The following is a 13,098-nucleotide window of genomic DNA, read 5'->3' as shown; positions in this document are numbered from 1 at the left end:
TAGGATGTACAAACCCAACGATTGCAAAGGATGATAGCGATGAGTCACAGAGCTGATGAAATTAGAAAAAGACTGGCCAAAAGGAGAAAACCGCGCCCAGAATCAAAACGGACTTTCGTTCATAACGCCCAGACGCAGAAGCCTCCCGCATGGCAGACGTCCAAGGAGCAGGAAAAGCACGGGCTTCTTCCGGACTATGAATATCAAACGGAACATCCGCCCGAATTCAACGGACGGCATCCATTGATCAGCGCTAATTCTATTATTTTAAAATGCCTGCTGGCCGCCTGTCTCGTGCTGGTTTCCGCTATCGCCTATAAAACTGACAAACAGCCGCTGAGTCAGATCAAACCGGCGATCGCACAGACTTTTCAAAAAGAATTTCAGTTTGCTGCCGTAAACAATTGGTTTGTATCCTCCTTCGGAAACCCGCTCGCATTTCTCACTCCGGGAACAAAAAAGAAAGACGGTCAGGTGGCGGTCAGCCAGGAGATGGCCGTTCCTGCCGCGGGGAAAATCCAGCAGAACTTTCAAAATAACGGAGAAGGCGTCGTTGTCGAAACGGCCAGTGAAACCATTGACAGCGTAAAAGAAGGGTACATTATGGAAGTGAGCAAAGATAAAAAAACAGGGCTGACGGTGAAGGTGCAGCATGCCGACAATACCAGCAGCATTTACGGCCGGCTCAAAGATGTTGACGTATCATTGTATGACTTTGTCGATAAAGGGAAGAAGATCGGTTCGATCAAGCTCAGCGATAAAGGTAAAGGCCAGTACTATTTCGCGATTCAGGATGGCGATAAATTCATAGATCCGATCCAGGTGATCACATTTGATGAATAAATGGCTCAGCCTTCTTTTCAAAATTCATGTCCATCCTTTTCTTTGGATTATCATGGGGCTTGGTTTTCTGACGGGGCACATCAAAGCGCTGCTGTGTCTTTTGCTGGTCGTATCCGTTCATGAGCTGGGGCATGCTGCTCTGGCTGTGTTTTTTTCGTGGCGCATTAAACGCGTCTTTTTGCTCCCTTTCGGCGGGATGGTTGAGGTGGAAGAGCACGGAAACCGGCCGCTGAAAGAAGAATTTGCTGTCATTCTGGCGGGCCCGCTTCAGCACGTATGGCTTCAGGCGGCAGCTTGGCTCCTTTTCATCTCCGGATTTGCAAGTCAGCAGACATTTGAGATGTTTACCTTTTATAATCTCTCCATTCTTTTGATCAATCTGTTGCCGATCTGGCCGCTTGACGGCGGAAAGTTCGTGTTCTTATACTTTTCTAAACAAATGGCTTTTCAAAAAGCGCATCTCCTCAGCCTGCAGACTTCGGCCGTTTCCGCGCTTTTGCTCTGCTGCTGGATTGTACTGGCCGTCCCCCTGCAGGTCAGTGCATGGGTGCTGTTCGTCTTTCTCGCCGCTTCCTTATGGGATGAATACCGAAAGCGGCATTATATTCAGCTGAGGTTTCTTTTAGAGAGATATTACGGCAAAAACCGCGATGTCGCCATGCTGCATCCTTTGACGGTCGCGGCCGATGCCAAAGTAAAGCATGTCATGGCTGAATTCAAACGGGGATGCAAGCACCCCATTATCATTGAGAAAGCCGGCGAGAAGCTCAGCCAGCTTGATGAAAATGAAGTGCTTCATGCATATTTTGCCGATAAGCGGACTGATTCCTCAATGGAAGACTTGCTGCTGCCTTACTAAATAGATTGACATATCCTTTTGGTTCTGATATATTTTTTAATGTTATGGATGTAGCACCAATGCTACAACCGCTCAGTACAGGTGATAAGAGCTTTTAAAGCCCCCTGCTGCTGGCGAGTCTTAGTCTAATAGGAGGTGCAGAGAATGTACGCAATCATTAAAACAGGCGGAAAACAAATCAAAGTTGAAGAAGGTCAAACTGTTTACATCGAAAAACTTGCTGCTGAAGCAGGTGAAACAGTGACGTTTGAAGACGTATTGTTTGTTGGCGGAGACAGCGTGAAAGTCGGCAACCCAACAGTTGCAGGCGCGACAGTTACAGCTAAAGTTGAAAAACAAGGCCGTGCGAAAAAAATCACCGTTTTCCGTTACAAGCCAAAGAAAAATGTTCATAAAAAACAAGGTCATCGTCAGCCTTATACTAAATTGACAATCGAAAAAATCAACGCGTAAGCATGATTGAGGCAACAATTCGAAGATCCCGGAATGACGGGGGCATTTTGTCCTTTGAAATGACGGGACATGCCGATTTTGCTGAACATGGACGAGATCTCGTTTGCGCCGGGGTTACGGCTGTCGTTTTCGGAGCGGTCAATGCGGTTATCGCGCTGGCTCCTCTCGAACCGATTCTTGATATAGGCGAGGACGGGGGTTATTTCTACTTTGAATTCCCTGAATCCGCTGATCAGGAAGCTTTGCAAAAAGCGCAGCTGCTGATTGAAGGCATGATTGTTTCTCTTGAAACGATCGAACGGGATTACAGTGAACACTTACGGTTGACTGCAAACCAAATATAGGAGGTGAGTTACATGCTTAGATTAGATCTTCAGTTTTTCGCTTCTAAAAAAGGTGTAGGTTCTACAAAGAACGGACGTGACTCTGAATCTAAACGTTTAGGCGCTAAACGTGCAGACGGTCAATTCGTAACAGGCGGATCTATCCTTTACCGTCAACGCGGAACGAAAATCTACCCAGGTGAAAACGTGGGCCGCGGAGGAGATGACACTCTTTTTGCTAAAATCGACGGAACTGTTAAATTCGAACGTTTCGGACGTGACCGCAAAAAAGTGAGCGTATATCCTGTAGCTCAATAATGACACAAAAAACTCCGGTCGTTGACTGGAGTTTTTTTTGCAGTAAGCGGAGTAACATCAAGAATGAAAAGCAGAGGACGCGTGAGTGAACCCCGCCTTGAATGAGGACATCAGCTTCTCATACCCACTGGATATGTTCCCCAAGCAGTGATACCAAAAATGTTTCTGCCTGGCATCCGCATGCATGCGATCCGAAAAAGGAACATGATGAACCAGGAAAAACAAGTGTTTTTCTAACAAAGCCTTCTCTGTTATAATTCATAGTACACACTTATCAAGACTCCTAAAAAGAAATAAAACGATTGGGAGTGCGAAAATGAAGGATGTATCGAAGAAACAAGAAGAACCAGTAAGCGAGGCGGCTCTGATCAATGAGCTGATCCAATTAATGGGTCATTTCCGTCATGATTGGATGAATAAGCTGCAGCTGATAAAAGGAAACTTAAGTTTGCAGAAGTATGACAGGGTCGTTGAAATAATTGACGAAATGGTCATAGATGCAAAACACGAATCAAAGCTCTCAAACCTGAAAACCCCGCACTTGGCGTTTGACTTTTTGACATTTAATTGGAAGTCCCGTTATATGAGGCTCGAATACGAAGTGCTCGGAGAAATAAAAGATTTATCGGCATATGATCAAAAGCTGTCGAACCTGATGAGAAAACTGTTTCATCTGTTCGGGCTGGCGGTAAGCAATGAAAGTGAAAATCATCTGACCGTATCGCTGCAGACGGATCACCCTGACAGACAGCTTATTGTATATCTCGATTTTCATGGAACGATTGCTAATGCAGATGTGTTTGATGAATTTCGCAAATCCCGGTATGAGGACTTTGATGTCATGCAATTTGAGCTGACCGGCCATGAATGTGTGGCCGAAATTGGAATGAACTAGCGGTTTTTTACGGTTTAGAACGGAGGAAATTATGTTTGTAGATCAGGTGAAAGTATATGTAAAAGGCGGCGACGGCGGTAACGGAATGGTTGCGTTCCGCCGTGAAAAATACGTGCCGAAAGGCGGTCCTGCCGGCGGTGACGGAGGCAATGGAGGCGACGTCATTTTTGAGGTGGACGAAGGACTGCGCACGCTTATGGACTTCCGGTATCAGCGGCATTTCAAAGCGATACGCGGCGAGCACGGCATGTCTAAAAATCAGCACGGCAGAAACGCGGAAGATATGGTTGTTAAAGTTCCCCCCGGTACAGTCGTGACAGATGACGACACAAAACAGGTCATTGCCGATCTGACTGAACACGGACAGCGCGCCGTCATCGCAAAAGGCGGACGCGGCGGACGCGGGAATACCCGCTTTGCGACACCGGCCAACCCGGCACCGCAGCTGTCAGAGCACGGAGAGCCCGGAAAAGAGCGCTATATCGTGCTTGAACTGAAGGTGCTTGCAGACGTAGGTCTCGTCGGCTTCCCGAGCGTCGGAAAATCTACGCTTCTGTCTGTCGTTTCATCAGCAAAGCCGAAAATCGCCGATTATCATTTTACAACGCTTGTTCCGAATCTGGGCATGGTGGAAACAGATGACGGAAGAAGCTTCGTCATGGCGGATCTGCCCGGCCTGATTGAAGGGGCGCACGAAGGGGTCGGCTTAGGCCACCAATTTCTCCGTCATATCGAACGGACGCGCGTCATCGTTCACGTCATTGACATGTCAGCGATGGAAGGCCGTGATCCGTATGAGGATTATGTGACCATAAATCAGGAGCTCAGTGAATATAACCTGCGGCTGACGGAGCGCCCGCAAATTATCGTTGCGAATAAAATGGACATGCCTGAGGCGGCTGAAAATCTTAAAGCGTTTAAAGAAAAGCTTCAGGATGACCACCCTGTCTTCCCGATCAGCGCGGTGACAAGAGAAGGGCTTCGCGATCTTCTGTTTGAAGTCGCCAACCAGCTGGAAACAACGCCTGAATTCCCGCTCTATGATGAAGAAGAGCTGGCGGAAAACCGCGTGATGTACACGATGGAAGACGAAGAAATTCCATTTAACATTACCCGTGATCCGGACGGTGCATTTGTGCTTTCGGGTGACAGCCTGGAACGCCTCTTTAAAATGACTGACTTCTCCCGTGATGAATCCGTCAAGCGTTTTGCAAGACAGATGCGCGGAATGGGCGTTGATGAAGCGCTCAGAGAACGCGGTGCTAAAGATGGCGATATCATCCGGCTTCTTGAATTTGAATTTGAATTTATTGATTAAAAAGACGGAGAGCTTGCGATGCAGGCTCTCTGATGTAAGAGGGAGGGGTGCAGGTGAAAGAAGAGACATTTTATTTAGTGCGTGAAGACGTTCTGCCTGATGCGATGCGGAAAACCCTTGAAGTCAAAAAGCTGCTGGACAGAAAAAAGGCTGAATCGGTTGCAGATGCCGTGCAGAAAGTCGATTTAAGCAGAAGCGCTTTTTACAAATACCGAGATGCGGTTTTCCCTTTTTACACCATGGTTAAAGAACAAATAATCACACTTTTCTTTCATTTGGAGGATCGGTCAGGCGCATTATCCCAGCTTTTGCAGGCGGTGGCTGACTCAGGAAGCAACGTGCTTTCCATTCACCAGACGATTCCGCTTCAGGGCAGGGCGAATGTCACGCTCTCAATCAGCACGTCCGCAATGGAAGAAAACATTCATACGTTAATGAATAAACTGAGAAAATTTGATTTTATAGAAAAAGTTGAGATCTTAGGGTCAGGCGCGTAAGGAGAGAAGAGAAACATGAAAGTCGGTTATTTAGGGCCAGAAGCCACATTTACACATCTAGCAGTCAGTTCCTGCTTTCAAAACAGCGTGACACAAGCACCTTATCATACAATACCGGCATGCATGGATGCGGCGGTTGCGGGAGAAGTTGATCTTGCGTTTGTTCCCTTGGAAAACGCGCTGGAGGGCTCTGTTAACTTAACGATTGACTATTTAATTCATGAGCAGCCCCTTGCGATCGTGGGGGAAATGACGCTGCCGATCCACCAGCACCTGCTCGTTCACCCTTCGAAAGAAAATGAGTGGAAACAGCTTGAGAAAATTTATTCTCATTCACATGCGATTGCACAATGTCACAAATTTCTTCATCGGCATTTTTCGTCCGTTCCTTATGAGTATGCGAAGTCAACAGGTGCGGCTGCCAAGTATGTGAGTGAGCATCCGGAACTTCCGATCGGCGTGATTGCAAATGAAATGGCGGCTGCTACATACGGATTGCGCATCGTGAAGCGGGACATTCAGGATTATCAGGACAACCACACGAGGTTTGTCATTCTTTCACCTGAAAAAGACGTTTCATTTGAAGTGAGTGCCAAACTGTCTTCACGACCAAAAACGACGATGATGGTGACGCTTCCCCAAGATGACCAATCAGGCGCGCTGCACAGGGTGCTGTCGGCTTTTTCATGGAGAAACCTGAATTTATCAAAGATCGAATCGCGCCCGACAAAAACGGGTCTCGGCAACTATTTCTTTATTATTGATATTGAACAGGCGATGGATCAGGTGCTGATTCCCGGTGCCGTTCAAGAGATGGAAGCCCTCGGCTGTCGGGTCAAGCTTCTGGGAACATATCAATCCTATTCCATATAAAAAAAGCCCTTTCAGAGGGCTTTTTTTAATCTTTTATTAATATTCCTGCCTCATCCAGCGCTTGGCATGCTTGGTCAATCCGCTCTTTTGTCGGTGCGCTTAACGTATGGAGATGAACGCCTTCGGTCAGCTGTGAAAGGTAAGCGGCATTTGTCGAGTTAATGTGGTCCATGAATTGTTTGACTTCTTTCCGTGTGCTGACTCTTATGGCGGCGGTTAAATCGCCGTATACGGGGTGTTCAATGATGACGTCCTTTATGGTGACACCTTCATCGACAATGAGTTCAAGCTCTTCTTCCGTTCGCTCCGGTCCATGCAGACAGGCGACAATCCGTTCGGCATGATTTTCGCTGCCGGCATTCATGCTGATGTATAAATAACCTTGGCTTGTTGCGATAATCGGCTCGTTTTTTGCTTTCAAGAGTGATATGTCCTGCACGATCACCTGTCTTGAGACATTTGCTTTTTTGGCCAATTCGCCCCCTGTTAATGGTGAGCCGGCTTCTTTCAGCCAAAGAAGCAGCATGTCGCGTCTTTTCGCCCCCGTAAGCTTCGTTCCTTCTGTCAAATTGCTGATTCTCCTTTCTTTTGCTCCCATAGCGCCGTTAATGTATGTATCAGCATATCAAGCTGTTCACATGTTGTTTCATTTCCGAATGAGATCCGGAAAAACTGCCGCGCTTCCCGTTCGGTTTTTCTCAGCGCCTTCATAGCTGAAGAAGGGCCTTGACTGCCGGCGGAACATGCGCTCCCGGTTGAGATGCAAATATCGTTACGATTACATTCTAACATAATATATTGTCCTTCAAAGGAGTGAAAAAAACACCCGACGATGTGGGGCAGGCATTCACCGCCGGTTTCTTCCTCCGAAAATGAAATGGGAAGGCCCTGAAGCCGAATTTGTTCATAAAAATAATTCCTCAGCCTGTCAGCGTGCTCACGGTGTTCCTCCATGTGTTTCACCGCATACTCCGCAGCCGCAGTAAAAGCGCCGATGGCCGGCACATTCACCGTACCGGGCCTGAACCCGTTTTCATGCACGGTATGCGGATAAACCGGCTTCCAGCTGATGCCGGGCCGAATGTAAACAGCCCCGGTGCCTTTCGGGCCGTATACTTTATGGCCGGAGACGGAAAGGGCGTCGATTCCCGCCTGATCCGCATCAATCGGCAGTTTGCCGAAACTTTGAACACAATCGCAATGAAGAAAAATGTTTCTCTTATGGAGAAAAGCGGCCAGACGATCCACAGGCTGGATGAGGCCGGTTTCTGAATTCGCGTGCTGTATGGAAACGAGCCCTGTGTCAGGACGCACATGAGCCGCCAAAATGTCCTCGGTTATAAGGCCGTTTTTGTCGGGATAAATGACAGTGACGTCAATTCCCTGATCAGCTAAAAACGCCGCGGCATTATGGATCGAATGGTGCTCCATTGCGGTCGTAATAAAATGTTTTTTGCTTGCGGGGAGACCGTGCAGCAATGATTGGACGGCCAGAATGTTCGCTTCCGTGCCGCCGCTTGTAAAATAAATGCCGTCTGCCGCGCCCCCGATCAATCTTCCGGCAGACTGTCTGCAATATTCCAGCACATCCGCCGCTCTTCCCCCGGCGTCATGAAGGCTGCTTGCATTTCCGTATACCTCTGTACTGAGCTGCTGAAAGACTTCAGCCGCTTCTTTACTTAAAGGCGCTCCCGCCGCGTAATCAAGATAAATCATACAGGCCGTCTCCTATCCGTTTATGTTAAAAAAAGCTTGAGTTTATTTTATCGTTGTGTAAATATAGGTGTCAAGACAGGTGTAAATATAACAGGAGGGTGATGTATGTCTGAAAAAACAATTATCGTCATTGGTTCGGGGACGGCGGCCCTCGCCTGTGCTTCTTCATTTCCTCCGTCATACCAAGTAACCGTCATTACGAAAAGAAACGTAACGAACAGCAATTCGCATTATGCTCAAGGCGGGATTGCCGTTTCATACGCAACAGATGACTCCATTGAATCCCATGTAAACGATACACTGTATGCGGGATGCGGCCACAATGACGTGACAGCCGTGCGGCATTTGCTGCAAAGCGGACAAAGCATGATAAACAGGCTGATAGAAAGTCAATTTCCATTTGATATGAAGTCAGACGGAACGTTTTGTCTCGGCAGGGAAGGTGCTCATTCCAAAAGAAGGATTCTTCACGCCGGGGGAGATGCGACTGGGAGGATTTTGGTTGGGTTTCTGCTTCAGCAGCTGAGGGACGGAATCCGGATCATTGAACACGAAACGGCGGTTGATCTTTTGATTGAACACGGACGATGCGCAGGCGTTGCCGTAAAAGATGCTTCAGGTTCAGTTTCTTACAGAAGAGCGGATTGTGTAGTGCTGGCATCAGGCGGTTGCGGCAGTCTGTATCAGTATCACACAAATGATTCCTCCATAACGGGCGACGGCATTGCTCTTGCCTATCGTGCGGGAGCCGAGATCACAGATATGGAGTTCACCCAATTTCACCCGACCCTCCTTGTGAAAAGCGGGACTGCGTACGGGCTGATTTCTGAAGCGGTGAGGGGGGAAGGCGGATATTTAACGGATCGCTCCGGCCGCAGGATCATGGCGGGCAGACACGCGCTTGAAGATTTAGCGCCGCGGGATGTCGTGTCACGGGCGATTTTTGAAGAAATAATGAAAGAAAACCCCGTTTTTATGAATTGCAGCCGCATAGCTGACTTTAACAAACGCTTTCCGACCATATCAGGCATTTGTAAATCAGCGGGTGTTGATTTTGAAAGCGGGATTCCCGTAGCTCCGGGAATGCATTTTTTAATGGGCGGAGTAAGAGCCGATACATGGGGAAAAACGTCTGTGCCTGATCTTTATGCCATTGGCGAGACCGCCTGTACAGGCTTGCACGGGGCAAACCGCCTTGCGAGCAACTCACTTCTGGAAGCGCTGGCAAGCGGACAAAGATGTGCTGAACATATCACGCAAACGCCATTAAATGGAAGGTATAAAAAAGCTTCGAAGAAATCTGACGTCATCTTACAAGTGCCGGATACAACGCTTCACAAGCTCCAAGCCAAAATGACAAACGGAGCCGGCATCATCAGGGAGAAAGAAAACATGCGGGCGCTGGCATCCTGGCTTAACAAAGTATCTGTGCATCATATAAATGTGAAGGATATCACAATAGAACAAGCCGAGCTATCCTGCTTATGGCAGACTGCACAACTCGTCGTGTCCTCTGCTCTTATCCGGGAAGAAAGCAGAGGCGCTCATTATCGCGCTGATTTTCCTAGGGCAGAGAAAAAGTGGCACGGAAAACAAATCATTCATTCAACATCTGGAACAGTTATCAGAAAAAACGAAGGGATTGGGGAAATATGGACATTCTGCAGCTGAAACAAATGCTGACACGTTTTTTTCAGGAAGATATCGGAACGGGTGATGTGACGTCACAAGCGATTTTTTCTGATGAGCATTGTAAGGCGAAGATTATCGCAAAAACGGACGGCGTGTTTGCCGGGGAAGCTGTTATCCGTGAAGGATGGGGGCTTTTACACAATGACATTCGCATCCGTTCCCTGAAAAAAGACGGAGAGCGGATGAAAAAAGAAGACGTGCTCGCTGAAATGGAAGGCCCTGCGGCGGCTCTTCTAACGGGAGAACGGGTCATTCTGAATCTTATACAAAGAATGTCAGGCATTGCGACAATGACGGATGAGGCCAAAAGGCGTCTTGATGATCCGACCATTAAGCTTTGCGATACGAGAAAAACAACACCCGGGCTCAGAATGCTGGAAAAATACGCGGTCCGAATCGGAGGCGGCTGTAATCATCGCTTCGGCTTATATGACGGCATCATGATTAAAGATAATCATATTGCCGCCTGCGGATCGATAAAAGCGGCGATGGAGCGGGCACGAAAAGTAGCGGGGCAGATGCTTGCGGCAGAAGTCGAAATTGAAACCGAACAGCAGCTGCTGGAGGCAATAGACGCAGGCGCAGACGTTATTATGTTTGACAACTGCCCGCCAGAGACCGTCCGGCGTTTTGCAGGCATGACACCGGGCCATATCAAAACGGAAGCATCCGGCGGCATAACGCTGGACACATTGCCCGATTATAGAGGAACAGGCGTACACTATATTTCACTGGGATTTCTGACTCATTCAGTAAAAAGCGCCGATATCAGCATGGATGTCGCGACGGAACAGGGGGCTTTTTCATAATGTCTATTTTTGACGTATTAACTGCATCAGCTGAAATGATGCCGAGCCATTATAAAAACATGAGCATCGGAGAAATGGAGGAGCGGGTCGCCGAAATTAAACGGTCCTTCGGAAAGCGCCTGTTCATTCCGGGACATCACTATCAAAAAGATGAAGTCATACAATTCGCCGATACGGCTGGTGACTCCCTGCAGCTTGCCCAAGTGGCCGAAAAAAATAAAGATGCGGAATACATTGTGTTTTGCGGCGTGCATTTTATGGCGGAAACGGCTGATATGCTGACCGATGATAACCAAACCGTGATTTTGCCCGACATGCGCGCCGGATGCTCGATGGCTGATATGGCAGATATACAGCAGACGGACAAAGCATGGCAAGAGCTTCAAGAGCTGTACGGTAACACCATCATTCCGTTAACATATGTTAACTCGACGGCGGAAATTAAAGCGTTCGTCGGACGGCACGGCGGAGCGACCGTCACCTCTTCGAATGCCCGGAGCGTGCTGAAATGGGCTTTTAAACAAAAAGAAAGAATTTTATTTTTGCCGGATCAGCATTTAGGCAGAAATACAGCTTATGACCTCGGCATTCCGCTGACTGAAATGGCTGTATGGGACCCTGCGCAGAACCGATTGCTTACTGATCACCCGGAAAGCATTAAGGTCATCCTTTGGAAAGGACATTGCTCCGTACATGAAAAGTTTACAGCGGAAAATATCTCTCAGCTGCGGCAGCGGGACGCTGACATCCGCATTATCGTTCATCCCGAATGTTCGCGGGAAGTGGTCTCGCTCAGTGACGACAGCGGATCTACCAAATACATTATTGATACGATTGAACAGGCTGAACCGGGAAGCAAGTGGGCAATCGGCACGGAAATGAATCTTGTTCAGCGCCTCATTCACTCGCACCCGGATAAACAGATTGAATCATTGAATCCGGATATGTGTCCGTGTCTGACAATGAACAGAATCGACCTCCCGCATTTATTGTGGTCGCTTGAGCAGCTTGAAAAAGGCGAGCCGAAAGGTGTCATTAAAGTGCCGAAAGCGGTTCGGACAGAAGCGCTTCGTGCTTTGAACAGAATGCTGAGCCATACGTAAAAATAAAAAACTCCCCTCCTTTCCAATTTTTTTATCATCATGCCCAGCTCGCCTGCATATAGTGTGAAGAAACGTATTGTAATGACAAATGTACCGTTCACGTTTTGTGCATAGGAGGGGAAAACGTTGAAAATTCATATCGTTCAAAAAGGCGATTCGCTCTGGAAAATAGCTGAAAAATACGGAGTTGATTTTGAAGAATTAAAAAAATTGAATAATCAGCTTAGCAATCCAGACTTAATTATGCCTGGAATGAAGATAAAGGTGCCTTCAGAAGCCGTTCCGGTCAGAAAAGAACCAAATGCAAACTTCGGAACGTCTGCGCATAAGCATGAGCATCCATATGCTAAAGAAAAACCGAAAACAGTTGTGGACATCGAAGACACCATAGCGGAAGAACAAAAACCGTCAATTCCGTATGTGCCGCCGATCCCTGAAAAACATGAAAATGTGCTGCCGGAAGCTGATATGAATCAATATTATCCGTCCAATCAGCTGTTTCAGCCGTGGTCGCCTCCTAAGCCGGAGGAACCTGTGACACATTTTGTCGAGCCGAAAGAGAAAGAGTATGACAATAACATTCCACAACAGGAGGAAATGATCAACATGGAAAACGCGAATTACCCGAATATGCCAAAGGCGCCTGAAGTCGGAAAGATGGAAGAAGAAAACGCCGCTTATCATATGCCGAATATGCCAAACATTCCGAATGCTCCGTTTCCGAATATGCCGGCCGTTGAACCGTTTATGCATTACCCGATGCCGTGCATGCCTTGTCCTTGTCCGGTTCCGGTGACACCGATGCTGCCGGGTTCGGGGTTATGCCACCCGTTCTTCCCTGTAGGCGGAGGTTTCGGCGGTTTTGGAGGCTTTCCGGTAATGCCGATGCCATATTCGTACGGATTCCACCCGGGATTTGGCGGTTATGGTGAATTTGAAAACCAGGCTCATGAAAACGCAGAGCATTATGGTGGTTTCACATCAGGTTTCGGAGGTGCTTCGTACGCTCACATGCCGTATTACGGCGGATATCCGTCACATCACGCAAACGCGCCTCATCACGATGGGAAATATAAGGATGATGATTGCGGCTGCCATGATTCACATCATCACCATCATCACCACGGGTCTCATCATCATCACGCAAATATGCCTGTGCAGCCATTTCCGAATGTGGGGGCAAATGCCGGATATTTTATGCCTTACGGCGGAGCAAATCCCAATGTCTCGCCTAATCAGCCGAGTCCAAATCAAGTATTCGGACGGCCGGAGGAAGAAGAAGATTAATGTTTCGGGACGATGTATGTCGTTCCTTTTTTTATGTCCAAATGAGGAATGGTCATAACTGACAAGCTTAAACCCGCCGTCGGCAGCACATCCTAAACATGAGCGGAAAACG

15 protein-coding genes and 1 other annotated feature are annotated in these 13,098 nt (G+C 47.8%); of the genes, 13 read left to right on the top strand and 2 right to left on the bottom strand.

Annotation, left to right across the window (positions count from 1 at the left end; genetic code table 11):
* The first annotated feature begins 39 nt into the window (after positions 1-39).
* The 9 genes from QRX25_RS13010 (at position 40) to pheA (ending at position 6,379) form a co-directional block, all read left to right on the top strand.
* Positions 40-843 carry a M23 family metallopeptidase gene (locus QRX25_RS13010; RefSeq protein WP_212098547.1) on the top strand — a complete coding sequence of 268 codons (804 nt, stop codon included), beginning with the start codon at positions 40-42 and terminating at the stop codon, positions 841-843.
* Positions 836-1,702, top strand: a complete 867-nt coding sequence (locus QRX25_RS13005; RefSeq protein WP_212098545.1) for a site-2 protease family protein — start codon at positions 836-838, stop codon at positions 1,700-1,702. The genes QRX25_RS13010 and QRX25_RS13005 overlap by 8 nt, the downstream gene beginning before the upstream one ends.
* 56 nt (positions 1,703-1,758) lie before the next feature.
* Positions 1,759-1,833: a sequence feature (ribosomal protein L21 leader region), on the top strand.
* 13 nt (positions 1,834-1,846) lie between these two features.
* Positions 1,847-2,155 (top strand): 50S ribosomal protein L21, encoded by a 309-nt coding sequence (gene rplU / locus QRX25_RS13000; protein ID WP_003152660.1) that lies wholly within the window; start codon positions 1,847-1,849, stop codon positions 2,153-2,155.
* A gap of 2 nt (positions 2,156-2,157) precedes the next feature.
* Positions 2,158-2,499 (top strand): ribosomal-processing cysteine protease Prp, encoded by a 342-nt coding sequence (locus QRX25_RS12995; protein WP_038462961.1) that lies wholly within the window; start codon positions 2,158-2,160, stop codon positions 2,497-2,499.
* Between the two features lie 12 nt (positions 2,500-2,511).
* On the top strand, positions 2,512-2,796 hold the full coding sequence (gene rpmA, locus QRX25_RS12990) for a 50S ribosomal protein L27 (protein WP_003152662.1): 285 nt from the start codon (positions 2,512-2,514) through the stop codon (positions 2,794-2,796).
* A gap of 316 nt (positions 2,797-3,112) precedes the next feature.
* On the top strand, positions 3,113-3,691 hold the full coding sequence (gene spo0B / locus QRX25_RS12985) for a sporulation initiation phosphotransferase Sop0B (protein ID WP_013353055.1): 579 nt from the start codon (positions 3,113-3,115) through the stop codon (positions 3,689-3,691).
* A gap of 31 nt (positions 3,692-3,722) precedes the next feature.
* Positions 3,723-5,009 carry a GTPase ObgE gene (obgE, locus tag QRX25_RS12980; protein WP_065522665.1) on the top strand — a complete coding sequence of 429 codons (1,287 nt, stop codon included), beginning with the start codon at positions 3,723-3,725 and terminating at the stop codon, positions 5,007-5,009.
* Between the two features lie 53 nt (positions 5,010-5,062).
* On the top strand, positions 5,063-5,506 hold the full coding sequence (gene thrR, locus QRX25_RS12975) for a transcriptional regulator ThrR (protein ID WP_007408173.1): 444 nt from the start codon (positions 5,063-5,065) through the stop codon (positions 5,504-5,506).
* 15 nt (positions 5,507-5,521) lie between these two features.
* On the top strand, positions 5,522-6,379 hold the full coding sequence (gene pheA / locus QRX25_RS12970) for a prephenate dehydratase (RefSeq protein WP_065981985.1): 858 nt from the start codon (positions 5,522-5,524) through the stop codon (positions 6,377-6,379).
* Positions 6,380-6,404: 25 nt separating this feature from the next.
* On the opposite strand, the gene QRX25_RS12965 is transcribed toward pheA, so the two are convergent.
* Positions 6,405-6,947 carry a transcription repressor NadR gene (locus QRX25_RS12965; protein ID WP_065981984.1) on the bottom strand — a complete coding sequence of 181 codons (543 nt, stop codon included), beginning with the start codon at positions 6,945-6,947 and terminating at the stop codon, positions 6,405-6,407.
* The gene (locus tag QRX25_RS12960; protein ID WP_115997701.1) at positions 6,944-8,095 is read right to left on the bottom strand and encodes an IscS subfamily cysteine desulfurase; all 1,152 of its coding nucleotides are present in this window, start codon (positions 8,093-8,095) and stop codon (positions 6,944-6,946) included. The genes QRX25_RS12965 and QRX25_RS12960 overlap by 4 nt, the downstream gene beginning before the upstream one ends.
* 105 nt (positions 8,096-8,200) lie before the next feature.
* Between QRX25_RS12960 and nadB the strand changes: the two genes are divergently transcribed.
* From nadB to safA, 4 genes are all read left to right on the top strand, one after another.
* Positions 8,201-9,766, top strand: coding sequence for an L-aspartate oxidase (gene nadB / locus QRX25_RS12955; RefSeq protein ID WP_115997700.1), 1,566 nt, complete (start codon positions 8,201-8,203; stop codon positions 9,764-9,766).
* Complete coding sequence (gene nadC / locus QRX25_RS12950) at positions 9,748-10,596, top strand: carboxylating nicotinate-nucleotide diphosphorylase (protein WP_115997699.1); 849 nt, start codon at positions 9,748-9,750, stop codon at positions 10,594-10,596. Before nadB ends, nadC begins: the two co-directional genes overlap by 19 nt.
* Positions 10,596-11,699 carry a quinolinate synthase NadA gene (nadA, locus tag QRX25_RS12945; protein WP_115997698.1) on the top strand — a complete coding sequence of 368 codons (1,104 nt, stop codon included), beginning with the start codon at positions 10,596-10,598 and terminating at the stop codon, positions 11,697-11,699. The genes nadC and nadA overlap by 1 nt, the downstream gene beginning before the upstream one ends.
* A 126-nt stretch (positions 11,700-11,825) precedes the next feature.
* On the top strand, positions 11,826-12,986 hold the full coding sequence (gene safA, locus QRX25_RS12940) for a spore coat assembly protein SafA (protein ID WP_065981979.1): 1,161 nt from the start codon (positions 11,826-11,828) through the stop codon (positions 12,984-12,986).
* The last annotated feature ends 112 nt before the right edge of the window (positions 12,987-13,098 follow it).

Origin of the sequence: Bacillus sp. L381 (assembly GCF_030284525.1) — a bacterium.
In the GTDB taxonomy this organism is placed as follows: Bacteria; Bacillota; Bacilli; order Bacillales; family Bacillaceae; genus Bacillus; species Bacillus amyloliquefaciens.
The sequence above is the reverse complement of the archived record's forward strand: the minus strand, read 5'-3'. Positions and strand labels throughout refer to the sequence as shown.